Genomic DNA, 22003 nt, shown 5'->3' on the forward strand with positions numbered 1-22003 from the left:
ATTGTTGCGTATTTGCAGGAGAAAGAAGAATAGTCTGAGGCGTTGCGCATCAATGTTCGCTTGTGAATAAGCAGAAACGCTGCACTGGACACTTTGATCAAGGTCAGCAAAGGGCGGCTGGCTGCGATCATTCCTCTCGTAACAACGCTTCATTTCGGTATTCTGTAGGGGTCTTGCCTGTTTGCGAGCGAAAGGCCCGATTGAATGGCCCAAGCGAAGAGAAGCCAACGTCAAAAGCAATGCTGAGCACTGTACGCTCGGCCATTTCCGGCTTTTCCAGCATCGCTTGCGCCTCGTGAACGCGAAATGCGTTCACGAAGCTGGTGAAGTTGCGGTGTCCCATTCCCTGATTGATCGCAGACCGTAGCCGATGCTCTTGCGTCCCGAGTTTGGCCGCCATATGTGCTACGGTCAGCCCTTCCTCTCTCCAAAGACCTGCAGCCATCGCAGTATCAATACGCTTGATCAATGCCGCTTGCGCAGGGTTCGGGTTTATGTCGCGCTGCGAGGCAGCAGAGTGTTCGATCCAGATACCGGGTGCAACACGCACCGACCAAACCAGGAAGGCTGCTGCAGACAGGCAAATTGCTGATGCCTGTAGGGGGAATATCCAATATGGAAGCACCTGATCCAAATGGGTGATTTCTATCACCGTGATGATTGTGCCAAGGGTCAATAGCCAGACCAGAAACCAACGGCGAAACCGGCGGCGTTCGGCAATCAAATCTTCGACCTCGCCTGAAACAACAATTTTCAGCATGTGCAAAAAGAAGATCAGCACGCATGCGCCACGAACCACACCGAGTGGAAATTGCAGCTGGGTCAACCAGCTTGTCCCAACGATAAGAACCGCGACGGTGATCTGCCAGGGTCGAATGACAACGTCATCCTGAAACAGCTCAATCGCGGCCCAATAGATCAGAACCGGGATCACGCCCGCGATCATCACAAGTACAAACCGGATTGGCCCCTCGCTCAGATCGATACCCGGAGAGGACACGATCACATAAGGGCCTAGGCTCAGGCACAGCAGCACGACGGCCAGACTTTTCCGGGTTCGGGGTCCGCTTGCCAGAAAGATCACAGCACAGAGAAAGAGAACGCCAACGGCGCTACCACGCAGGAAAATATCGAAGACCGCTAAATCTGACATCACGCGCATAAGCGAAGTGCGAATTGGCTTGCCGGTCAATGGCTGGACCATGTCGAAACTGAAAAATCCTCGCCGAAAACTCAATATGTCCATCGTTTTTCGAAATCAGAGAGCACCGGAAACCCGCCTGCGTCAGGTCGTTTTGCATGTCCTTTCGCACTTGGAGAAGCCAATGACACATCTCACTACACTGCTTTCCGTCTATGCAAATGTCTTTGGCGGAGACTTCTTGCGCTATGTTTTGGGCGCAGGCGGTACGTATCTGTTGATCAATGTCCTTCTGGCACGTCGGCTTGCCGCGCAAAAAGTCCGCCTGTCGGATCCACCCAAGGGCCAGATCCGTCGCGAGATCCTGGTAAGCCTGCGGACCGTTCTGATCTTTACTGCTGCTGGTACATCAATCGTGCTGGGCGCCAGGGCAGGGGTCATCACGATATACCAACAGGTCGCGACATTTGGCTGGGCCTATTTCGCGTTCAGCATCGTGGCGCTGATCGTCCTCCACGATGCGTGGTTTTATTGGACACACCGCGCGCTGCACTACCCGCCGCTGTTTCGGCGGTTCCACCGGTTGCACCATAAATCACACCAACCTACGCCCTTCACCTCCTATAGCTTCGATGTCGGTGAGGCTGTGGTAAACGCCGTCTACCTGCCTTTGGTATTGATTCTCCTCCCGGCGCATCCATTGGCGCTGTTCGTTTTTGTAACCCATATGATGCTGCGCAATGCAGTGGGTCACTGCGGGATCGAGATCTTTCCAGCCGATCAGAAAGGCCGCCCTGTCTTCGGCTGGCTGACAAGCGTCACCCATCACGATCTGCATCACGCCCATGCCGGTTACAACCTCGGCCTGTATTTTTCTTGGTGGGATCGGCTGATGAAGACGGAACATCCCAAGTACTTCACCGAGTTTGCCCGCGTTGCGCCGCGCATCCGGCCTGTTGGTCTGAAAGCAGCACTTCTGTTTGTAGCGATTGTTGGGGGGCTGGCAGCCAGTCGCGGCGATGCCTTCGAGCTCAGCGGTCGCTACGCGTCGCCCGGGCTTGGTATCATAGTTGAATTCGAGGATTGTGGCGCGGATAGTGCCACCAGATGCGGTCGGTTGCTCTGGAGTTGGGAGGGGCAGACACCTCATGCGAAGATAGGCGATTTGATCCTGACGGGTCTTGTGTTCAACGGTACTGCCTGGGAGGGAATGCTGCGGGACCCAGAATCCGGGCGGACATATCGAGGCACAATCAGACAAGCGAGCCAACATCGGCTTATCCTCAAGGGCTGCGCCGGCATCATCTGTGCAAGCCAGACATGGCACTCTACAAACTACCTTCGATCCGTACTTTCTGAACACGGAGGTTAACTCCACGCATTGCGCGTGAACACGTTACCAAATCGGCGTCGGGACCTTAATGCGATAGGCGGCTTTGTCAAAGTTGCGCTGCAGGGCCAGTGTGTTCCATGGATGTCTCCTGTGGGCTGAGCTTATCAAATGACGTAAATTGAAGTAACGTATTCTGGTTAACAGCAGGTCTTGTTTTTAAGATGGAAAAAGTGCTGGGACTTGGCGGGTTTTTCTTCAGATCTGAGGATCCTCCCGCGTTGGCAGAATGGTACCGCGATCATCTGGGAATTGATCTTGTTCCCAATGATTATGAAACGCCCTGTTGGACACAGGAAGCGGGCGAAACTGTCTTTGCCCCGTTCGAGAAGGTGACCGAGTATTTCGGAAATCAGGAAAAGGCATTCATGTTGAATTTTCGTGTTCGCGACATTGAAAAAATGATTGCGCAGTTGGAATCCAAAGGTGTCGAAGTGCGTCGCGATCCAGATTCTCCTTATCCGAATGGCAAGTTTGCGTGGCTCAATGACCCTGAAGGCAATCCAATTGAGCTTTGGGAACCTGCTTAGTCTCAGGGCCCACTGGTTTAATTATCCCGATCCTGTCGGCGTGATAAAGCGCCGTGAGTTTTTTGTGCTGCACAACGACTGAATTTTTTCAGATGATCGGCAGGAAGATATCGGTCCTCCGGGCGCAATGCGTGTTGCAATTGCAGAACCACCGTATCGCTCCAAACATCCAAATTGGTTGGCTGTCGGATTTGCATGTGCTCGCGCGTCCTTGCAGCATGTATCAAAAGGACGGAGGTAATAATGATCTATGCAATCACGATCTATGGAGAGGCGGGCGTGTTTGAGGCTCTGCCGAGAGACCGACAGGATGAGGTAATGTCGGGCCATGGTGCACTGCAAACAGCGTTAAATAAGCGGGGGGAGTTTGTTTCGATAAAGCTGATGCCGCCGACCTCTGCAGTGATGGTCGAACCGGCCACCAGCGAGGGCACCGCGCCGCTGATTACCGACGGTCCGTTTGCCGAGACGAAGGAGAACTTCCTTGGGTTCTACGCCGCCGATTTCAAAGATCTTGATGAGGCTTTGGAATACGCAAAGATGATTTCCTCGCCCGTTGCGCGGCTCGAAGTACGGCCTGTGGCCTGGGCCGGGGGTGTCATTTCATCGGAGTAGGTCATGTCGGACTGGCTGGAGGCCACATTCGCCCAACAGCGCCCACGTGCCATTGCGGCCCTGACGCGGGTGTTTCGCGATATCGATACGGCCGAAGAAGCCTTTGCCGATGCGTGCCTGAAGGCGCTGACGGTTTGGCCCAAGGATGGCGCGCCCCGTGATCCGTTGGCGTGGCTACTGACGACCGCCCGCAATGCGGGTCTTGACCATGTCCGCAAATCCCAACGCCGCGCGGCAATTCTGTCGCGCCACACAGAGGAGTTTCAACCAGCGCCCACCGAAACACCTGACCCTGATGAGATGCGCGACGATGTCTTGCGACTGTTGTTCGTATGTTGCCATCCGGAATTGGATCAACGGGATCAGATTGCCATCGCTCTACGCGTGGTCGCGGGGTTGAGCGTCGACGAGATTGCCAGCGGATTCCTGGTTAAACCAAAGACAATGGAACAGCGGATCACCCGTGCCAAAAAGAAGATTGCGAGCAACCCGGTCGCTTTTGAAACGCCCAGCCCGGCAGAGAGGGGAGCGCGGCTGGGTGAAGTTTCCCTGATGGTCTACCTGATGTTCAACGAAGGGTGGTCGACTTCGGCCGGTCCCAAACAGATGAAGCTTACATTGTGTGAAGAGGCCATCCGCCTCGCCCGCCTGCTTGTGGCGTTGTTCCCGGCCATGGGTGAGCAGTCCGCCTTGTTGGCGTTGCTGTTGCTCCAACACGCCCGTCGGCGGGCACGTATCGATGCGGATGGAAAGCTTGTGGCGTTGGACGATCAGGATCGCGACCTTTGGGACCGTTCGGACATCGCCGAGGCAACGGGCCTTTTGCAAAAAGCCCAACGTATTGGTCATCGCGGGGTCTATATCATCCAGGCCGCAATCGCTGCGGCCCACGCCCGTGCGGCCTCATCTGAAGACGCCGACTGGGCCTTGATAGAGAGCCACTACGCCGCCCTTCATGCGCTGCAGCCGACCCCTGTGGTTAAACTCAACCAGATCGCTGCACAGGCCAAGTTGCACGGCCCGCAATATGCGTTGAAGGCGATGGAGGTAGTGGCAGAGGATCTGACCACCTATCGCTGGTATCACGCGATGCGGGGCGGTCTGTTGCAGGAAACTGGCGACCACAAAGCCGCCATCGCCGCCTTTGAAACCGTGATGACACTCGCTCCAACGGGCCCTGAACGCGTTGTGATCGCGGATAAAATCGCGATCAGCCAAAAAGAATTGCGCGGCGTGTAGGAAAGCCGGCACCTCGCGCGTCCTTGGATCAGACCCGTATGTGGCGGGCACAACCAAGGGAGACACCCATGAGTATTCTAGAGATGACAACTGTCGGCAATTCCGGATGGATCGGGCATTCCGGACCGGATCAGGGCAAAGCCAAAGCCTTTTATCAGGATGTGTTGGGCTGGGCGATAAACGACATGCCGATGCAGGACGGGTCGAGTTATTCGGCCGCAGTGGTGGGCGAGACGCCTATTGGTGGCTTTTCACCGATGCCTGAGGACAATGGAAGCTGGACGATCTTTTTTACCGTGGACGACGTGGATGCGAGTGTCGCAAAGGCGCAAGCCAAGGGTGCCGCGGTCATTCAGCCTGCGATGGACATGCCGGGGGTTGGGCGCATGGCGACGCTAACCGACCCGCAGGGCGCGCGGTTCGCGCTGATTACCTATGAAAGCATGGCGTCCTAAGCGTCGCTCGAAAGGAGGGATCAGATGGAACAACTGCCCCAAATTGCGCTGATCGTGACAGCGGTGTTTGTCTTGATGAGCATTCCCATGGCAATCGCCGTCGGCGTGCGTCGTGCCAGGACCGGGATACTTTTGCTCCATGGTGAGGATGAGGGACTGCTACGCCTGATGCGGGCACACGGGAACTTCATCGAATATGTCCCGCTTGCCCTGCTTGCCCTCGCGGGTGCCGAGATTGCGGGAACGGCACCCTGGCTCATAGCTGCCTGTGGTGGGGTTCTGCTGCTAGCCCGCCTCATCCACTACTTCGGTTTGCGCGCATCAGCAGAAAGCAAAGGGCGCGCAATTGGGGCGGCCCTGACGACCTTGACTATGATGGTGCTGGCTTTCGCGATCCTCTGGCAACTCGGCACAGCCGCCTGATGCCGGTAGATGAAAACCTTAACACTCGTGTGCGCGATGCTTTGGCCGCGCATGCGGGCATCTCCGAAAAGCGGATGATGGGCGGCCAGTGTTTCTTTTTAAACGGCAACATGCTCTGCGGCGCGCGCCGTCACAAAGATGGGGTCGGTTGGTTCATGTTCCGGGTGGGTAAGGCGAACGAGAGCATGGCACTGAAGGATCCAATGGCTAAGGAAGTGATCCATGGAACCCGTAAACTGGGGGGCTTTGTACATGTTGAAGAGGGCGACTGCGATGACCCAGCATTGCGACGCTGGGTAGAACTTTGCCTCGAACACGCCGCAGCCCTCCCGGCGAAAGACTGAATGGAGGATGTGATGGCTACATTTGAGAGTTTCTCGTCTGAGGCACTTGGTTTTCTTGAGGGTCTTAAGGCCAACAACACGAAGGATTGGTTCGCAGCGCACAAGACAACCTACGAAACCCAGTTGAAGGACCCCAGCAAGCATTTTGCCGACGGCATGGCTGGCGCATTGCAAGACCTGACTGGGCAGGGCCACCGCAGTAAGATCTTTCGCATCTACCGTGATGTCCGGTTCTCCAAGGACAAGACGCCCTACAACGCACACCTGCATATTGCGTTCATTCCGCAGGGCAACGCGGTTCAACCACCGATGTGGTTCTTTGGGCTATCGCCCGAAAAACTGTCCCTTGGCTGCGGGGTATTTCAGTATGACAAAAATGCACTGGACGCGTTCCGCACGGCAATGGCTGGCCCAAAAGGGGCAGAGTTGATCCAGCTCACTGAAGATATGCGACAGGATGGTTTCCGGATCGATGACCCAGAATTGAAACGCGTTCCGACTGGCTTTGACAAAGATCATCCCCATGCAGAGGCATTGCGCCGCAAGGGTTTTGCCGTTTGGATGGACGCCGGGGCTCCTGCGTTTGTTATCGAACCGAACCTCATGGAACGAACGTCTGTGTTATTCGGGAAACTCATGCCGGTGTTTCAATTGCTTTCCAGGGGCATGTAGCCAAGAATTTGCGCTCGCAGCGAGCGGCAGCTTAGACGAGTTGCACTGCCGCGAAGTAGTCCTGTTCCGGATCGCCGATCAGATTGTCGAACGGCATTGCAAAACATCGCAGCGGGCAAGCGCTGTTTTTGACTTCAACCTCTCCCAATTCCTCGAGCCTGATATAAATGCGAGGGCGGATTTGATCCTTTGCAGCGCGCGAAAGGCATGTTCCACCCGGTGCCGCCAACCGGGCACCTCAGCACTTAGTCCACAGCGGTCCAATCCTGACATCCACCCTACCTTCAGGATGCTGCGGCGCGCCCCGTCGAAGGAGACATGCGCTGAGAGTGCAAATTCCGGAAGTAGTTGAATTCATACATAGCTGACAATGCCACCTTGCAGCGCATTCACGATCAGCTTGCGCGATTTCGTCGAATTTCGGGAACCTTTCCGTGTTTCCTGCATCTAAGGAACCAGGAACGCACTAAAGCGAACCCGGTGAAACCCTTGGAAAGGACCAAACCATGTTCAGAAAAACCGTAATTGTTTTTGGATTTATTGTCGCTGCCGCCCCAACTGCTAAGGCTCACGATGAACAAGCTCTCGCCAATGCCCCAGCCGGTGATCCTTATGTGAAAGTGAGCGACGTATTGCCATTGCCCGAGTTCATCCCTGGTCTGGGAACGCTCTTCGTCGACCCAACCACTCTGCCCGCAGGTCCGTTCCTCGCATATGATCGCGACGGTCGATTGTCAGCCACGGTCTACATGACACCACTCGACGATCTGCAAAACGGTGCATCATTTGACGGATTGAACATCGGTACACACACCGTCAGCTCGACAGATATCTATTTCAATGCCGGGCATCCCGGCGTGGACAAGCCGCACGCGCATGTCGTGCTGTTTCACGACGAAAACGCAAAAGAGCGTCTGGCCAAATGATCTGTACGCGCCGTCATGCTGTATGGCTTGGGGGATTGGCCGTTGCTTCCGTCGCCAGTTCGCGGATCGCGCTTGCGCAACCGATCGCCACGGTTGAGATGCGCGGCAGCCCGCGCGGTGAACGTATCTGGTATGATCCTGTTGGACTTGCTGTGTCTTCAGGCACCACCGTCCGGTTCACCAATCGTGATCCCGGTAACAGTCATACAGCAACCGCCTATCATCCGGCGAACTATGATCGAAGGCGACGCATTCCCGCTGCGGCCGACCCTTGGGACAGTGACTTTTTGCTTCCGGATGAGTATTTTGAAGTCACCCTGATTACGCCAGGTGTATATGACTACTATTGCCTACCACACGAAATGGCGGCGATGGTTGGTCGCATAGTAGTTGGAACCCCCAGCGACGCCGGCTGGGAGGGAAGTTCACACGACAAGAGCGATGTTTCGGAAGATATTCTGACAGCTTTGCCTTTGGTAGAGAGGATCCTTTCGGAAGTTACCGTTCGCAGGGAGGACTGATCATGAAGGTCCAAACAAACCTCACTCAACAAGCAACCAGCGATGCGGCCAAATCGGAAGCTGAGCTTGTAAATGCCGCGCGTGAAGGAAGCGAGCTGGCGGTCCGGGAACTTATCCGTCGCTTGAACCCCCGCCTGTTTCGCGTTGCCAGAGGTATCGTTGACAGCGACGCCGAGGCAGAAGAAGCGCTGCAAGAGGCTTATCTGTCGGCGTTCAGCAAACTGCAGGATTTTCGTGAGCATGCCAGCTTTTCCACCTGGATTACCCGGATCGTGATCAACACGTCGCGTATGCAGCGCAGACGAGAGCGTACTGCTGAAGAGTACAACACCGTGGACGAAACCAGTGCACCGAGTGTGATTATGTTCCCCGGGCAAAATTCTGAACTCCCCGACGCAACGCTTGGGCGCGCGCAATTGAGAGATTTGCTTGAATCTGCCGTTTCCGATCTGCCACCCCATCTGCGACTGCCGTTTCTGCTGCGCGAAGCAGAGGAAATGAGTATTCATGCCATCGCCACCGAGCTTCAGGTCAACCCGATAACAGTAAAAACACGCCTCTTTCGCGCCCGCCGCAGGTTGCAAACTACAATTGAAAACCGGGTCCGGGGCGGCTTCGAAGCAATTTTCCCATTTGGCGGCAAACGATGCGCCAACATGACCAATCACGTAGTTGCGAGATTGCAAGAAGTCGGCGTTCTATGACGCAGTTCTTTCGGCTCAGATCGACCATCCTGCAAACCGCGCTCAGGATTTTTTCCCCGGCAACAACGCAAATGCGGCGGCAGATTGACAACGATCAATTCCTTCGCGCCAAAGGAAGCTTAGGAAAACCCGTGTGGTAAACCTTGCTAAAACAGCAGGAGGTCTGTTTGTCGAACCCTCAAAACCCTATTCTGCTATGCTCTACCGCGTGACGGGCGCGCTGCGGGTTGCCCTGCTTACGCCCCTGTCGCGTTCTTTGACCTTTATTGCGCAAAAACGTGAACTGTGTCGCCAGCGTCTCGACCGAAATGTTTGGCGAGGAGCCTTGGCGGATGACTTTCTGCCCGGCGCTCCTGATTTCCAGCTCAGCGACGGGTTCCTGATTGACATACGTGGCGCGGAGTGATCCGGGCTGACCCGCGCAACACTATGACTTCGCGCAAGATCGTCCCATACCGTGTCCTGTTTCCCGCGGCATTTCTTTGCGCGTTGTTCACGATTGCCCTCTGGCCCCTAAGCGCATGGACTGATGGTTTTGGTCCAGCGTTTGAGCCTGCAATTATCTGGCACGTTCACGAGCTGATTTTTGGCTTTGTTGGTGCGGCGATTGGTGGGTATCTGCTGACGGCATTGCCAAGCTGGACAGGCCGACCGCCGGTTCAGGGTGGAGTTCTGATCACATTGTTGGCGTTGTGGGCCCTTGCGCGTGTTGCTATGGCGCTGGCGGATTTCGTGCCTTCCGGGCTGCTTGTCGTCTTCAATGCCGGGTATTTTCTCCTACTGGCGGTTGTAGTCGGAACTCAACTTCTGTTGGCGGGCATCTATCAAAAGCTTGGCTTTGTGTGTGCGATAGTGGGGCTTGGTATCGGTGAATTCTTGTTTTTGACCGCGACGCTGATGGGGTCCCCGTCCAGAAGCCTGGAAATGGTTGATGTATTTCTGCTTGGTCTCGCATTGCTGATGATCAACATCGGATTGCGCGCAATTCCGGCTTTCACAGGCAATTGGCTTACTCTCCACGACCGCGTCGGGCCTTTGGTCCCGAGCACTCAGTCTTTGGTCGTACCGCAGGTGCTGTTAGGTTTGGCCATTGCGGCCAGACTGATTGGCGCATCAGACTTGGCATATTTCGCGATGATTTGTGCGGCATTGGCAGTTTTGTGGTCAATGCTCACATGGCGGACGCTGGCGATCATCGGGAACCCATTGCTTGTGGCACTGCACCTGGCCTTTTTCTGGGTACCCTTTGGTTTAATCGCCATGGGTTTTTCGGGGTTTGCACCGTCGTTCTATCCTAGGGCGGACGCCTTGCATGCCATCACAATCGGCGGAATGGCCGGAATGATTATGGCGATCGCAGGCCGGGCAGCAGCGCATACCGCCGAAGGTGGCTTGAGGGCCAATTGGGGGTTTACCATTGGAGTTTGGGCGATCTGGATTGCAACCTGCATTCGCATTGCGGCACCGGTTTTTCCGGGTCTTCCTCTCGTACTCTGCGTAGCTGTGCTGTGGTGCCTTGGCTGGACTGCTTTTCTGATCGGATTTATGCCTGCTCTCAGAGGAACACCACGGCGCCCAGTTTTGAGCGGCCGCAGGCATCAGACGAAAGTGAGTGCGGCATACACTGAAAGGACAGAGGGATGAAAATTGCATACGTCTCTTCGCAGAAACGGGGCGAAGCTGACAGGTTGTTATCGGAACTGGCCGATGAGCTGAACAACAACGGGTTTGAACTGCGCGGAATCGTGAAGGAGGCGAGCCATTCGCCCATTTATCAGGATGGGTGCGATATGAGCGTGCGAGTACTGCCAGATGGAGCGGTCATCAAGATTACGCAGAACCTCGGTGTCGGCTCGGAGGCGTGTAGATTGGATCCCAGTGCGCTTGCCGAAGCCGTGGCGCAAGTGGAGCAAAGCAGTTTCGAGAACGCCGATCTGTTCATACTGAATAAGTTCGGCCCCGAGGAATGCGCTGGCCGTGGATTCCGCTCGGTGGTGGGCAAGGCCTTGGAACACGGTGTTCCGGTGCTGGTTGGCGTAGGGCCTGCATCCATCCCACAGTTTCAGGCCTTCGCTGACGGCCTTGCCATATCGCTGCCGGATGACGCCGTATCACTTCTTGACTGGTGCCTGACGCGCAGTTAACAGCCAGCTCAATTTGAACGGTTCCCTTGGCGCTATTGCATTAACCGGCATTGGTAGCGATGGTTCCCGTCTGATCTTCGATCCTTGAAGCCTACGATGAGCCGGAAACCCTCCTCTATGCAAAAACCCTGAATTGTCCCATTGCTGCTGACGTCAGACACGTATGGGCGAATTCTATACTTGGCTTAAAGACGCTGAAGAGGACCCGGCGACAGCAGTCCTCAGGGGATTTTGTGCGTGAAAACTATCCGCTGCAGACCGGTGTGAAAGTTCTGGGTACGGGAATCTCAGCACCCAAACTCATCACGCTTGAACGCGCGCGAGAGCAAATGGCTGCAGTATGATTAACGGCAGTAGTGGGCTCTCATCGCAGGTTCGCAATCGTTCTGTGAGCGTAAAGATCTAGCGATCAGTCTTGTCGCACATCGTAAGTCTCGCACAACAAGCATCAAACAAATGCCTATCCTTCAAAAAATTTCATCTGTTTTTTCGCTTTGTCCCAAGAAGCCCCTAACCTTCTGCTCGAGAGGCTTCTTCCAGCTTCACACCGTTGTTCAACATGCGCCTAGGTTCGTTTGTCCCTGGGATGACCAAGTCCATCAAAAAACTTGTTTTCCCGGCTCATAGGATCTTGGGCATCGGTATGCCCCATCCTGGATTTAATTCGGCTCAGCCCGCGTTCGCACTGTGCCGCTAATGGGCGCATTTCCAGCTCAGTTGAAATCTCCAAGGCTCGCTCATAGCATTTCATCGCGTCGTATTCCTCACCAGCGCCTGCGTTGCTTAAGACTTCGCCCATCACAAACAAACCAAAGGCTTCGTGACCGCGTTCACCACGACTGCGCGCTATTTCGAGTGCGCGACCGAGACGTTTGGATGCGTCTTCGATGCGACCGGCTTTGAGATATCCGAAGGCCAGCTGGGTAAAAACCAGGGACTTGAACAAACCAAGCCCAATGTCATCATACAACTGACAAGACTGTTCAAGCCTCGCCAGGCCCGTCTCAACCTCTCCTGCCAGGATTTCAGCAAACCCAAGAAATCCGTTCGTGAAGGGGGATAGATAGGTGAGGCCCCAAACGTCGATGATCGAACTCGCGTTGCCAAGAGTCGCACGCGCAGCCGCGATGTCACCACGTACAATCTGATAATAGCCAATATCGTAACCGATATGCGCGCGGTTGAAAGGATTGTCTTGAAGATCCGCAAGCGCAACGGCTTGTTCTGCATGATGTGAAGAACGTTCAAATTCGCCACGCTCGGCGTAAGACCAGACCAGCCAGGACCGGGCGATAATCGCAGGTGCAAAAGGCAGCCCACACTTTTCGAGCGCAGCATCGCCAGGCAGATTTGAAACAACACGTTCGAAGTATCTCTCGGCTGTGCGTAGTTCACCAGAGGTTACGAATGTACAGCCAAGGTAAAAATCAGCCGCAACTTCCAGCGACCGATCACCGGAATTCCGAGCAATATCGCGCCCGCGTTCGGCGGCTGCCTTGGAGTCAGCCGAGCGTCCGACTTGCCACAAACTTGCGCCACGATAAACGGAAACCCAACCAAGGCGCACATCGTCTTCCAACGTGAGCGACAACTTCTCGGCTTCGTCAAGTGGATCTAGAATAGCGGCGAACTGCCCCAGTGCCCAAAGAACGTTCCGTAGCGCAAATTTCGTATCTATTGCTGCGGTTGCAGTTTCGGCATCCATTTCAAATTTTTTGCGCGCGTCGAGCGCCCTGCGAAACTGGCTTGCTGCTTCGCGCAGCGCCGAGCGTTCAACCGCGTCTTCGCCTGCTCTGCGAAACTCTCGGAAAGCACGCGGCCAATCCTCGCCAAGAAAGGCGTGATGGGCCACAATTCCTGCGGTCTCGCTATTGTTATCAGAACTTTTTCTTTCAAGCAGATCGGCAAATGCAGAGTGCAACTCGTGGCGTCGGCTCTTTAACAGGGTGGAGTAGGCAGCATCTTGGACGAGAGCATGCTTGAACATGTAGCTTGCCGTTGGCGGAACGCCCATGCGGAGAATCAATCCCGATTCAACAAGCTTTTCAAGCGCTTGCAGGCAGTCCATGTCGACCTCTGCCGACAAGTCCACAATGTCTTTGTGATCGAATTCACGCCCAATGACGGACCCAATCTGAGCAATCGCTTTTGACGACCCAAGCCGATCCAGGCGTGCTGAAAGCGATGTGTGAAGCGTGGCGGGAACAACATCCCCACTGCTCAACCCCGCCTCTTGAAATGCCTTGGTCAGTTCCTCGATGTAGAGCGGCACGCCATCGGCGCGTTTGACAATTTGCGCGGCGGCTTCCTCGCTCACGTCTCCCCCAGAAACGGAGTTTAAAATCCGCAAAGATTGCCGCCGACCGACCCGACTAAGGACAATCTCATGCCAATAGCCGCAGTCGTTCCAATCAGGCTGAAATTCCGGTCGGTACGTTAGCAATAACATGATTGGCGCTTCGGCGGTCTCAGAAATCATGTTTTGCAGCAGCTCCAGCGTCGACGGATCGGCCCAATGGATGTCTTCAATAACTATGATGATCGGGTGCTGTGCGCTCATACGCAGCACTTGATCTATCAGGCACCGAATTATCGCGCGGCGCAATTGCACCGGAGGGAAATCCGGGGCATCGTAGCGCCCTTCAGTTTCTACCCTTAACAGCGACGCGATCAGAGGCACGCTTTCGGTCAACGGGATATCCGTCAGCCCCAGTATGTTCTCTAGTTTTTCAAGTTGCGCCGCTACCGAGTCCTGTTCTGCAATCCCGGCAGCTCTCCGCATCCCGCTAATCAATGGAAAAAAGGCATCGTTGGTGTGATGAGGAGAGCATTGGTAACGATAGCCGAAACGCCTGTCTCCAGAGATTTCGTGCCGCATTTCTTCTACCAATCGGGATTTGCCGATGCCCGGATCTCCGGTCAATGAAATCACTTGACCCGATCCTGCCTTTGCTTGCTGCCATGCATCACGAATTAAGTGAAGGTCCGAAGCTCGTCCAACCAATGGCGTTGAACCTTGGAACCGGGATGCTTCAAAACGTGTTTCGACAGTTGTTTCCGTGCCGACGCGCCAGGCTTGTACAGGCTCGTCAAACCCTTTCAATTCATGTTGGCCAATGTCTTCCACTTCAAATCGGCGGCCCAAGAGTTGACGGGTTAATGGGCCAACAACAATTTCGTATGGCCGCGCCAAGCGTTGAAGCCGGTCAGCCAAGCCGGGTGTTGCCCCGATGACGGCGGCGTCATCATTCATGACATCGCCAACTATTGTTCCAATAACAACTTCTCCGCTAGCTGCACCTGCACGCGCTTGGAGTTGCCGTCCGTCTTGTGAGTGAATTTCCTGGATTGCTGCAAAGGCATCTTTTGCTGCCTTTACTGCTCGTTCAGCTTCATCTTCATGGGCTTCGGGCCACCCAAAATAGGCCAAAACGCCATCTCCGAGAAACTTGGCGACATAGCCTTGATACCGAAGGACAGCTGATACAACTGCCGACTGGTACTTTGTGACCAGATTCCGCATCTCTTCGGGGTCCAGCTGTCTTGAGAGGACAACGGAATCCACAATGTCAACGAACAAAACAGTAAGCAGCCGCCGCTCGGGTGCTGCGTTTTCAATCGTGTCTTTCTTTACGGCTTGTGCCGCTGGCGAAATGGCCGCAAGCAGGCGACGACGGTGCCCAAGGCTGAAGCCAAGGTCTTTCAAGTCCTCGTCATTCAGATGGCGCAGAGTCTCAATGTCGACGTCGTTTTCTTCCAACAACGAAGCATAGCTCTCCAATCCCAGGCGACTCAGCCAGGCACGCAATCGTTGATCCACGTTGCCCCCCTCAGGTTTTTCGGGCTCATTGTATCACATCACAGAGAATTTATCTTTCGTATTGACAGTGTGATGGCCAGAGCCATTGGATGAGGGTCACAATGTCAATCGTTGTCCCAAGCCGAGAATTAGCGCATTCCACAGCATTTTTTTCGGCACTGCCCCTAAAAAAAACCCATCCAGTGCTGCGGCCTTTCACCGAAAATTAAAAAATCGCAACAAGTTTCAATAACCTGCGGCGTTTATGCAATCAGCTTCCAATTGGGGAATTTTGGAGCCTTTCTGAAATGGTTTTGGCAGCTTGGACAACCGATGCCGCCAGACCTTCAAGCTTGTTTTCGGGAAATCTTGTAACTGGACCGGAAACCGAAACGCCCGCAACAACTTTGCCCAGCGAGTCGAAGATAGGCGCAGCAATACAACGCATACCCAAAAACCGTTCTTCATCGTCCAAGGCCCATCCACGCTGTCTGGACTTGCGGAGTACTGACTTCAGCTCTTGCAGGTCTGTAATGGAATTGGGCGTCTGGCGGACTAGTGTTTGTGGGGCCAAAAGGGTCTCAACCGCGGCCTCGTCCATAAATGCCATCATAGCTTTTCCCACACCGGATGTGTGAAAGTACGCCGCAGTTCCGTTTTTGAAAGAAGCCCTAATTGGGTTATCGGATTCGACCTGAATGAGAAACAATAGCTGCCCACATTCTTCGATTGCCAGATTTGCTGTTTCACCGGTGTCTTCTGACAGTGTGCGCATTACTGACGGCGCGACTTCGAGCAAATTTGATCCATCTTCAAACGTACTGCCGATCCGATAGGCCTGCGGTCCAATTCGCCATTTGCCTTGCTCGGCATAATGAACAACCATGCCTCGCTGCTGCAACGTGGTCAGAAGCCTGTGTACCGTCGCAACTGGGATTGCCGTGACTCTGGCCAGTTCCGCAAGTGTCGCGCAGCGCGTATCTGAGAGAGCGATCAGCACGCGAATGCCGCGATCCAGCGCAACAACGGGCGATGTTTCGGCTTTCTCCTCATTCGCTTTTAGGCGCGGGCGTCCTCGGCGAAGCGAGTTTTTTTGTTCATTCATACTCAGGGCAACCAATGCTCAGTTTCTTGCTGAAAGATTCTAGCTCGTTCAGCGGGGTAAAAAAATGAAAAATAAAAATATAAAATAATCAATAAGTTGATTGGATTTATTGTCCAAATTTCAAGAGTTTTCCAAATTATTTTGAAATATTTGGAATCTGTCTTATCGTTACTCTTATCCGCTGGAGAGCGGATTGGTGCCAATGCCGAGGCAAAATCGGTCAAGGCCCAGTTAAGGGAGGAAACATGACAAAATCTTTGAACCGCAGAAATTTTCTGCGTGGCTCTGCCGTTGTGGGCGCCGGTGCGCTTGCAGCTCCGGCTGTCCATGCTCAGGAAGGAACTAACCTTAAGATGCAGGCCGCCTGGGGAGGCGGTATTTTTCTGGAAAACGCGCAGTCTTACGTTAACCGCGTGAACGAAATGTCCGGCGGGAAACTCACGATCGAACTGTTGCCCGTGAATTCCGTCGTAAAAACAAGCCAGATGCAGGATGCTGTTCACCGCGGCGTTCTGGATGCAGCGCACTACGTGCCGGCCTATTGGTACTCTAAGTCAAAGACAGCGTCGCTCTTTGGAACTGGCCCCTGCTTTGGCTGGTCCAGCCAGGAAGTTCTGGGTTGGGTGAACTATGGTGGTGGTCAGGAACTATTCGACGAATTGATGGGCATTCTGGGCCTCAACGTCGTATCATTCTTCAACTCACCCATGCCGGCTCAGCCGCTTGGCTGGTTCAAAGAAGAAATCACAAGCGCAGATCAAATGAATGGTCTGAAGTACCGCACCGTTGGTCTCGCGGCAGATGTCTTGCTTGAGATGGGAATGTCGGTCGTACAGCTGCCGGGAGGTGAAATTCAGCCAGCAATGAAGTCAGGTCTGATCGACGCGGCGGAATTCAACAATCCAACGTCGGACCGTGACTTTGGGATGCAGGATGTATCCAAGCATTATCACCTTGCGTCGTTCCACCAGAGTCAGGAATTCTTCGAGGTCACATTCAACAAGGACAAATACAACGCCCTTGCACCTGAGCTTCAAGCCATTTTGAAGTATGCGTCAGAAGCCGAAAACTCCAACTTCTACTGGAACAACACCAAACGCTATTCCGAGGATCTGGTCACACTGGCAGAGGAGCAGGGCGTTAACGTATATCGCACCCCCGACAGTGTGATGCAGGCACAGCTGAATGCTTGGGATGTGGTCGTTGAACGGATTGCCAACGAGGATCCGTTCTTCGCAAAGGTAATTGAAAGCCAGAAGGCCTATGCGAAGACCGTGATGAATTATCTCAACCTGAACCAACCGGACTACAAGCTTGCATACAAGCACTACTTCGGTTGAGGCCTGAATACCTTTGAAATGAGGAGGTCGCGTTGTGGCGCGGCTTCCTGAACTCCGGGCAGAACAGGCGAGGAACTGACCTTGATCAAGACAATCCACGCCATCGAAGGGCTAAGCCAATGGGTCGGCAAAGCCTTTGGATGGTGCATCCTAATTCTGACACTTTCCGTGTCTTACGAAGTGTTCGTCCGGTATGTGCTGAACAAGCCAACCGTCTGGGCGTTCGACATGATGGTCCAGATGTATGGCGCGTTGTTTCTGATGGCAGGGGCCTATGCGCTGGCGCAAGACGCGCACGTCCGCGGCGACGTTCTGTACCGGCTGTTCTCTGTCCGCTGGCAGGCTCGGGTCGATTTTGTTCTATACATTCTGTTCTTCTTTCCCGGCATGTTCGCTTTGTTCTGGTACGGGTGGGAGATCGCGAAAGACAGTTGGCGCTATGAAGAGGTCAGCTGGAACAGCCCTGCGCGCATCCAGATTTACTTTTTCAAAACCCTGATCCCGGTCGCTGGTTTCCTTCTTATGCTTCAAGGCCTTGCCGAAATGGCCCGGTGCTGGCTGGCGATGCGAAATGGCGTCTGGCTCGAGCGGCTCGATGACGTGCGCGAAACCGAAGACATGTTGATGGAAAATACAATCGACAAAATTCGAACAACTGGCACTCAAGAAGGAGGTCGCAGCGATGACTGATCCACAAGTCGCCATCCTGATGCTCAGCCTCTTCATTGTTTTGGTGCTGCTGGGTTTTCCCATTGCTTTCACGTTGCTCGCCATGGGTGTCGGTTTTGGGTACTACGCCTACTACCAGTCCGCGCCCGAGACCATTGCGGACATCTTCAACAACAACATCTTCTACCTTCTGAACCAAAACACCTACTCGGTGATGGAGAATGATACGTTGGTTGCCATCCCATTATTCCTATTTATGGGATACGTCGTCGAGAGGGCGAACATCGTCGATCGCCTGTTCTTCTCGCTCTACATGGCGGCACGAAATCTACCGGGCTCGTTGGCCATTGCGGCGCTGCTGACCTGCGCAGTTTTTTCGACCGCGTCTGGGATTGTTGGTGCAGTTGTTACTCTGATGGGTCTGCTTGCCTATCCTGCGATGGCGAATGCCGGGTATCAGCGCAGCTTCGCCTCTGGCGTTATCTGTGCGGGCGGAACTTTGGGAATTCTGATCCCACCGTCGATTATGCTGATCGTCTATGCCGCCATTGCAGAGCTATCACCATTGCGCTTGTATGCTGCGGCTGTTTTCCCGGGTCTTTTGTTGGCGGGGTTATACATCGTCTATGTCATGGTGCGCGTCTGGATAAACCCGTCGCTGGCACCGAAACCACAAGAAGAAGACATTCCCCCGAAACGGCAGATTTATATGGATTTGCTTGTTTCGTTTGTGCCTTTGACCGTTTTGATCATGCTGGTGCTTGGCTCTATCCTTGGTGGTCTGGCGACCCCGGCTGAAGCGGCGGCAATGGGCGCATTGGGCGGTTTGGTTCTGGCGATGCTGTATCGATCGCTCACTTGGGACAAAGTCAAACAGAGTGTCTTTCTCACAGCTAAGGCAACGGCCATGGTGTGCTGGTTGTTTGTCGGCTCTTGGACCTTCGCCTCGATCTTTTCCTATCTTGGTGGACACGATGTGATCGAGCATTGGGTCGTCGGTATGAACCTTCAACCCTGGCAGTTCTTGGTCCTTGCTCAGCTGATTATCTTCCTGCTCGGATGGCCGCTTGAGTGGTCCGAGATCTTGATCATCTTTGTGCCTATCTTTCTGCCGATGCTGGATACGTTTGGGGTCAATCCGTATTTCTTCGCGATGCTGGTTGCACTGAATTTACAGACCTCATTCCTGACGCCTCCCATGGCCATGTCAGCCTATTATCTGAAAGGGGTTCTGAAGAACCAGATCCAGTTGATGGAGATCTTCAAAGGTCTGATGCCCTATCTGGCTATCGTGATCCTGTGCATGGTGCTGATGTATCAGTTCCCGGGGATCGCACTGTGGCTTCCTGATTATCTGTTTGGGGTTTGGGTGCCATGACAAAGCATGATCTGTCACTGTTCTCGGCGGTTCAATCCGCCGAGGCTATCCGAACCGGGCGCATTTCATCCGAAGCATTGGTTGAGGCCTGCTTGGCGCGAATTGAGGAAACGGATGACAAGGTTCGCGCATGGGCATACCTGGACGCCGGCGTGGCACTCGATCAGGCGCGTGAGCTGGATCGTATTCGCAAGGCAGGGCGGGCGATAGGGGCGCTACATGGTGTACCCGTCGGACTGAAAGACATTGTCGATACAAAAGACATGCCCACGCAACGCGGATCGGCAATTTTTTCAGGCCGCCAACCTGAGACGGACGCTCGACTGGTTGAGCATCTTCGTGAAGCCGGAGCGGTGATCATGGGCAAGACCAAGACCACTGAATTTGCCTTCATGAATCCGGCCGACACCACCAACCCTTTGGATCACAGCCGAACTCCGGGCGGGTCCTCCAGCGGATCTGCCGCTGCAGTTTCGGCCAGGCACGTTCCATTGGCGATTGGAACCCAGACCGGTGGTTCGGTGATCCGCCCCGCCTCGTATTGTGGCGTATACGGTTTCAAACCCTCCCGCGGAACAATCTCGCGTAGCGGTGTCTTTCGCACATCTGTGTCGCTGGATCATGTCGGCGGATTTGCAAATTCTCTGGAAGACATAGCTTTGTTGACAGACGTCCTGTCTAGCTATGACCAAGCCGATCCCGGCAGCTTTGCCAGACCGCGGGCTAACATGCTGAAAGGCGTGCGGGCAGAGGTGCCTGTCGAACCGAACATCGCCTGGCTGGATTTTCCGTTCAATGATCGTTTGGATGTGGATACCGTCGAAGGCCTTAATGCCGTTGTCGAATGCTTGGGTGGCCGGGTCGAGCGATTTTCGGCATCCCGTCAATTAGCTGACCTCATTAATGTTCACAAAACGATCTACGATTACGAAATTCGCGAGAACATGGTTGAGATTTCCGAAGCTCATTGGCCGGAACTCAGCCTCGAGATGCAGTCTGCAATAACCCGAGGAACAGAAATAAGCTTGGCGCAGTATGAAGATGCCTTGGCTGTCATGATCTCTGCTCAAAGCTTTTTCGCAGAATACTTCACCGAATTCGATGCAATCCTTGCCCCTGCGGCTACAGGAGAGGCCGTGCCACTGACAGCAGGGCATACTGGCGATTCAGTCTTTTGCCTGACTTGGACGCTGGCGGGGTTACCGTGCCTCACCTTGCCTTTGCTGGTTGGGCAGAATGACCTGCCAATCGGCGTGCAATTGATTGGCGCAGTCGAGGAAGATGACCGACTTCTACGCACTGCATCATGGGTACAACGCACCCTCGCCGAACAAGAACAGTAAGGAAATTAAACGATGTCGCGACTTACAAACATTCTTATGGGCATTATCGGCACCGGTCTGATGATGGTTTTTGTTCTTGGCCTTGCACACAGCATTTCAACTGGCTTTGCCGGGTTTTGGGGCGGTTTGCCTTTCCTGTGTATTGCGGTCTTTGTAATTGCCTTGGCGCTTTATAATTTCTGGGAAGACGCCGTCAAAAAGGACTGAACGCATGAGTGACAGACCAGTCCTATGGCTGCCGCGCCGCGTGTCCGACGCAACCATAGCGCGTGCGCGAAAGGATTATGACGTAATCCTGAACGAAGCCGATACTCCGGGCACGTCAGAAGAGATCATTGAGATGAGTTCCAAGGTGGACGCAATAATGCCCTGCCATTCGGAACACTTCTCAGCAGAGGTCGTGTCAAAGCTTGACCCGCGTTTAAAAATTGTCGCGAACCATTCTGTTGGTGTGGACCATTGCGACTTGCCGGCCTTGGCAGCAAGGGGGATCGTGGTGACAAACACACCAGACGTCCTTTCTGACGCTACGGCGGAACTTGCAATGTTGCTCATGCTTGGTGCGGCGCGGCACGCTGTCCGAGGCGATCGCCTTATGCGTACAGGTACTTGGGACAGTTGGAGCCCATCTTTCATGGTCGGCAAGCAACTCACGGGTGCGCGCCTGGGCATCGTCGGGATGGGGCGCGTGGGTCGGGCATTTGCAACAAAAGCACGCGGGTTTGATATGGAAATTCACTATTTCAACCGCACCCGCCTGTCACCTGATAAGGAACAGGGAGCAATTTATCACGAGAGCGTCGATACTCTTTTGCCAGTGGCCGACTTTTTATCGCTTCACTGTCCTGCGACGCCCGAAACTCTGGACCTTATGAATACCGAACGGCTGGCTGCGCTGCCTGACGATGCAATACTCGTCAACTCAGCTCGTGGCGCTCTTGTTGATGAAGACGCGCTGCTGCAAGCCATTGAAAGTGGAAAGCTGGCTGCCGCAGGGCTTGATTGCTTTAAGACAGAACCGGTCGGAAATCCAAAGTTCGCAGCGCACGAAAACATCTTCATGTTGCCGCATATAGGTAGCGCCACGACTAAAACCCGGGACGCCATGGGCTTTCGCGCATTGGACAACTTAGACGCATTCTTTGCCGGACAAACACCGCGCGACCTTTTGTAGATAAGAAACTGTAATGGCAAAAATTGCTTTTCTCGGCCTGGGTGTGATGGGCGATCCAAAGGCGGGTCATCCGAGGTCTAGAACGCATTGA

The 22003-nt window shown here is 54.2% G+C and carries 23 protein-coding genes; 20 read left to right on the top strand and 3 right to left on the bottom strand.

Annotated features, from left to right (window positions below):
* Nucleotides 1-127: 127 nt before the first annotated feature.
* A complete protein-coding gene (locus tag ACR3EP_RS18145) occupies nt 128-1204 on the bottom strand; it encodes a helix-turn-helix domain-containing protein (protein ID WP_480638870.1) in 1077 nt (358 codons plus the stop codon).
* On the opposite strand from ACR3EP_RS18145, the gene ACR3EP_RS18150 reads away from it, so the two are divergent.
* The 14 genes from ACR3EP_RS18150 to ACR3EP_RS18215 all read left to right on the top strand — a co-directional run bounded on the left by ACR3EP_RS18150 (nt 1203) and on the right by ACR3EP_RS18215 (nt 11104).
* The gene (locus tag ACR3EP_RS18150) at nt 1203-2513 is read left to right on the top strand and encodes a sterol desaturase family protein (protein ID WP_480638871.1); all 1311 of its coding nucleotides are present in this window, start codon (nt 1203-1205) and stop codon (nt 2511-2513) included. The two genes, ACR3EP_RS18145 and ACR3EP_RS18150, sit on opposite strands and share 2 nt — an antisense overlap.
* 182 nt (nt 2514-2695) lie before the next feature.
* Nucleotides 2696-3061, top strand: coding sequence for a VOC family protein (locus ACR3EP_RS18155; RefSeq protein WP_170362005.1), 366 nt, complete (start codon nt 2696-2698; stop codon nt 3059-3061).
* Nucleotides 3062-3304: 243 nt separating this feature from the next.
* Nucleotides 3305-3676: a YciI family protein gene (locus ACR3EP_RS18160; protein ID WP_170398084.1), complete on the top strand. Its 372-nt coding sequence runs from the start codon at nt 3305-3307 to the stop codon at nt 3674-3676.
* Nucleotides 3677-3679: 3 nt separating this feature from the next.
* A complete protein-coding gene (locus tag ACR3EP_RS18165) occupies nt 3680-4915 on the top strand; it encodes an RNA polymerase sigma factor (RefSeq protein ID WP_480638872.1) in 1236 nt (411 codons plus the stop codon).
* A 68-nt stretch (nt 4916-4983) separates the two neighbouring features.
* On the top strand, nt 4984-5370 hold the full coding sequence (locus tag ACR3EP_RS18170) for a VOC family protein (RefSeq protein WP_170350785.1): 387 nt from the start codon (nt 4984-4986) through the stop codon (nt 5368-5370).
* Between the two features lie 24 nt (nt 5371-5394).
* Nucleotides 5395-5793 (top strand): MAPEG family protein, encoded by a 399-nt coding sequence (locus ACR3EP_RS18175; RefSeq protein ID WP_480638873.1) that lies wholly within the window; start codon nt 5395-5397, stop codon nt 5791-5793.
* A complete protein-coding gene (locus ACR3EP_RS18180; RefSeq protein ID WP_480638874.1) occupies nt 5793-6137 on the top strand; it encodes a TfoX/Sxy family protein in 345 nt (114 codons plus the stop codon). The genes ACR3EP_RS18175 and ACR3EP_RS18180 overlap by 1 nt, the downstream gene beginning before the upstream one ends.
* A 12-nt stretch (nt 6138-6149) precedes the next feature.
* Complete coding sequence (locus ACR3EP_RS18185) at nt 6150-6809, top strand: DUF2461 domain-containing protein (protein ID WP_480638875.1); 660 nt, start codon at nt 6150-6152, stop codon at nt 6807-6809.
* Nucleotides 6810-7315: 506 nt separating this feature from the next.
* Nucleotides 7316-7735: a hypothetical protein gene (locus ACR3EP_RS18190; protein WP_480638876.1), complete on the top strand. Its 420-nt coding sequence runs from the start codon at nt 7316-7318 to the stop codon at nt 7733-7735.
* A gap of 35 nt (nt 7736-7770) precedes the next feature.
* Nucleotides 7771-8256, top strand: a complete 486-nt coding sequence (locus tag ACR3EP_RS18195; protein WP_480638877.1) for a plastocyanin/azurin family copper-binding protein — start codon at nt 7771-7773, stop codon at nt 8254-8256.
* Between the two features lie 2 nt (nt 8257-8258).
* Entirely contained in the window at nt 8259-8960 is a 702-nt protein-coding gene (locus tag ACR3EP_RS18200) for an RNA polymerase sigma factor (RefSeq protein WP_480638878.1), read from the top strand.
* 133 nt (nt 8961-9093) lie between these two features.
* The gene (locus ACR3EP_RS18205) at nt 9094-9366 is read left to right on the top strand and encodes a hypothetical protein (protein WP_480638879.1); all 273 of its coding nucleotides are present in this window, start codon (nt 9094-9096) and stop codon (nt 9364-9366) included.
* Nucleotides 9367-9389: 23 nt separating this feature from the next.
* Nucleotides 9390-10604, top strand: coding sequence for an NnrS family protein (locus ACR3EP_RS18210; RefSeq protein ID WP_480639044.1), 1215 nt, complete (start codon nt 9390-9392; stop codon nt 10602-10604).
* Nucleotides 10601-11104: a DUF2478 domain-containing protein gene (locus ACR3EP_RS18215; protein WP_480638880.1), complete on the top strand. Its 504-nt coding sequence runs from the start codon at nt 10601-10603 to the stop codon at nt 11102-11104. Before ACR3EP_RS18210 ends, ACR3EP_RS18215 begins: the two co-directional genes overlap by 4 nt.
* A gap of 565 nt (nt 11105-11669) precedes the next feature.
* On the opposite strand, the gene ACR3EP_RS18220 is transcribed toward ACR3EP_RS18215, so the two are convergent.
* Both ACR3EP_RS18220 and ACR3EP_RS18225 read right to left on the bottom strand, forming a co-directional pair.
* Nucleotides 11670-14924: an adenylate/guanylate cyclase domain-containing protein gene (locus ACR3EP_RS18220; RefSeq protein WP_480638881.1), complete on the bottom strand. Its 3255-nt coding sequence runs from the start codon at nt 14922-14924 to the stop codon at nt 11670-11672.
* A 250-nt stretch (nt 14925-15174) separates the two neighbouring features.
* Complete coding sequence (locus ACR3EP_RS18225; protein ID WP_480638882.1) at nt 15175-16008, bottom strand: IclR family transcriptional regulator; 834 nt, start codon at nt 16006-16008, stop codon at nt 15175-15177.
* A 245-nt stretch (nt 16009-16253) separates the two neighbouring features.
* Here ACR3EP_RS18225 and ACR3EP_RS18230 point away from each other — a divergent pair, with 245 nt between their 5' ends.
* From ACR3EP_RS18230 to ACR3EP_RS18255, 6 genes are all read left to right on the top strand, one after another.
* Nucleotides 16254-17348 carry a TRAP transporter substrate-binding protein gene (locus tag ACR3EP_RS18230; RefSeq protein WP_170350796.1) on the top strand — a complete coding sequence of 365 codons (1095 nt, stop codon included), beginning with the start codon at nt 16254-16256 and terminating at the stop codon, nt 17346-17348.
* 81 nt (nt 17349-17429) lie between these two features.
* A complete protein-coding gene (locus ACR3EP_RS18235) occupies nt 17430-18038 on the top strand; it encodes a TRAP transporter small permease subunit (protein WP_170350797.1) in 609 nt (202 codons plus the stop codon).
* Nucleotides 18031-19395 (top strand): TRAP transporter large permease, encoded by a 1365-nt coding sequence (locus tag ACR3EP_RS18240; protein ID WP_170350798.1) that lies wholly within the window; start codon nt 18031-18033, stop codon nt 19393-19395. The genes ACR3EP_RS18235 and ACR3EP_RS18240 overlap by 8 nt, the downstream gene beginning before the upstream one ends.
* Nucleotides 19392-20738, top strand: a complete 1347-nt coding sequence (locus ACR3EP_RS18245) for an amidase (RefSeq protein WP_480638883.1) — start codon at nt 19392-19394, stop codon at nt 20736-20738. Before ACR3EP_RS18240 ends, ACR3EP_RS18245 begins: the two co-directional genes overlap by 4 nt.
* Before the next feature lie 12 nt (nt 20739-20750).
* On the top strand, nt 20751-20945 hold the full coding sequence (locus ACR3EP_RS18250; RefSeq protein ID WP_170350800.1) for a hypothetical protein: 195 nt from the start codon (nt 20751-20753) through the stop codon (nt 20943-20945).
* Between the two features lie 4 nt (nt 20946-20949).
* Nucleotides 20950-21912, top strand: coding sequence for a 2-hydroxyacid dehydrogenase (locus ACR3EP_RS18255; RefSeq protein WP_480638884.1), 963 nt, complete (start codon nt 20950-20952; stop codon nt 21910-21912).
* Nucleotides 21913-22003: the final 91 nt, after the last annotated feature.

Source organism: Ruegeria sp. BB10 (genome assembly GCF_056535725.1).

What these genes read in the sequence shown, in the direction of transcription:
- ACR3EP_RS18150 (WP_480638871.1), top strand. Translation starts at nt 1,203, where the DNA reads ATGTCGAAACTGAAAAATCCTCGCCGAAAACTCAATATGTCCATCGTT.
- ACR3EP_RS18145 (WP_480638870.1), bottom strand. Translation starts at nt 1,204, where the DNA reads ATGGTCCAGCCATTGACCGGCAAGCCAATTCGCACTTCGCTTATGCGC.
- ACR3EP_RS18155 (WP_170362005.1), top strand. Translation starts at nt 2,696, where the DNA reads ATGGAAAAAGTGCTGGGACTTGGCGGGTTTTTCTTCAGATCTGAGGAT.
- ACR3EP_RS18160 (WP_170398084.1), top strand. Translation starts at nt 3,305, where the DNA reads ATGATCTATGCAATCACGATCTATGGAGAGGCGGGCGTGTTTGAGGCT.
- ACR3EP_RS18165 (WP_480638872.1), top strand. Translation starts at nt 3,680, where the DNA reads ATGTCGGACTGGCTGGAGGCCACATTCGCCCAACAGCGCCCACGTGCC.
- ACR3EP_RS18170 (WP_170350785.1), top strand. Translation starts at nt 4,984, where the DNA reads ATGAGTATTCTAGAGATGACAACTGTCGGCAATTCCGGATGGATCGGG.
- ACR3EP_RS18175 (WP_480638873.1), top strand. Translation starts at nt 5,395, where the DNA reads ATGGAACAACTGCCCCAAATTGCGCTGATCGTGACAGCGGTGTTTGTC.
- ACR3EP_RS18180 (WP_480638874.1), top strand. Translation starts at nt 5,793, where the DNA reads ATGCCGGTAGATGAAAACCTTAACACTCGTGTGCGCGATGCTTTGGCC.
- ACR3EP_RS18185 (WP_480638875.1), top strand. Translation starts at nt 6,150, where the DNA reads ATGGCTACATTTGAGAGTTTCTCGTCTGAGGCACTTGGTTTTCTTGAG.
- ACR3EP_RS18190 (WP_480638876.1), top strand. Translation starts at nt 7,316, where the DNA reads ATGTTCAGAAAAACCGTAATTGTTTTTGGATTTATTGTCGCTGCCGCC.
- ACR3EP_RS18200 (WP_480638878.1), top strand. Translation starts at nt 8,259, where the DNA reads ATGAAGGTCCAAACAAACCTCACTCAACAAGCAACCAGCGATGCGGCC.
- ACR3EP_RS18210 (WP_480639044.1), top strand. Translation starts at nt 9,390, where the DNA reads ATGACTTCGCGCAAGATCGTCCCATACCGTGTCCTGTTTCCCGCGGCA.
- ACR3EP_RS18215 (WP_480638880.1), top strand. Translation starts at nt 10,601, where the DNA reads ATGAAAATTGCATACGTCTCTTCGCAGAAACGGGGCGAAGCTGACAGG.
- ACR3EP_RS18225 (WP_480638882.1), bottom strand. Translation starts at nt 16,008, where the DNA reads ATGAATGAACAAAAAAACTCGCTTCGCCGAGGACGCCCGCGCCTAAAA.
- ACR3EP_RS18230 (WP_170350796.1), top strand. Translation starts at nt 16,254, where the DNA reads ATGACAAAATCTTTGAACCGCAGAAATTTTCTGCGTGGCTCTGCCGTT.
- ACR3EP_RS18240 (WP_170350798.1), top strand. Translation starts at nt 18,031, where the DNA reads ATGACTGATCCACAAGTCGCCATCCTGATGCTCAGCCTCTTCATTGTT.
- ACR3EP_RS18245 (WP_480638883.1), top strand. Translation starts at nt 19,392, where the DNA reads ATGACAAAGCATGATCTGTCACTGTTCTCGGCGGTTCAATCCGCCGAG.
- ACR3EP_RS18250 (WP_170350800.1), top strand. Translation starts at nt 20,751, where the DNA reads ATGTCGCGACTTACAAACATTCTTATGGGCATTATCGGCACCGGTCTG.
- ACR3EP_RS18255 (WP_480638884.1), top strand. Translation starts at nt 20,950, where the DNA reads ATGAGTGACAGACCAGTCCTATGGCTGCCGCGCCGCGTGTCCGACGCA.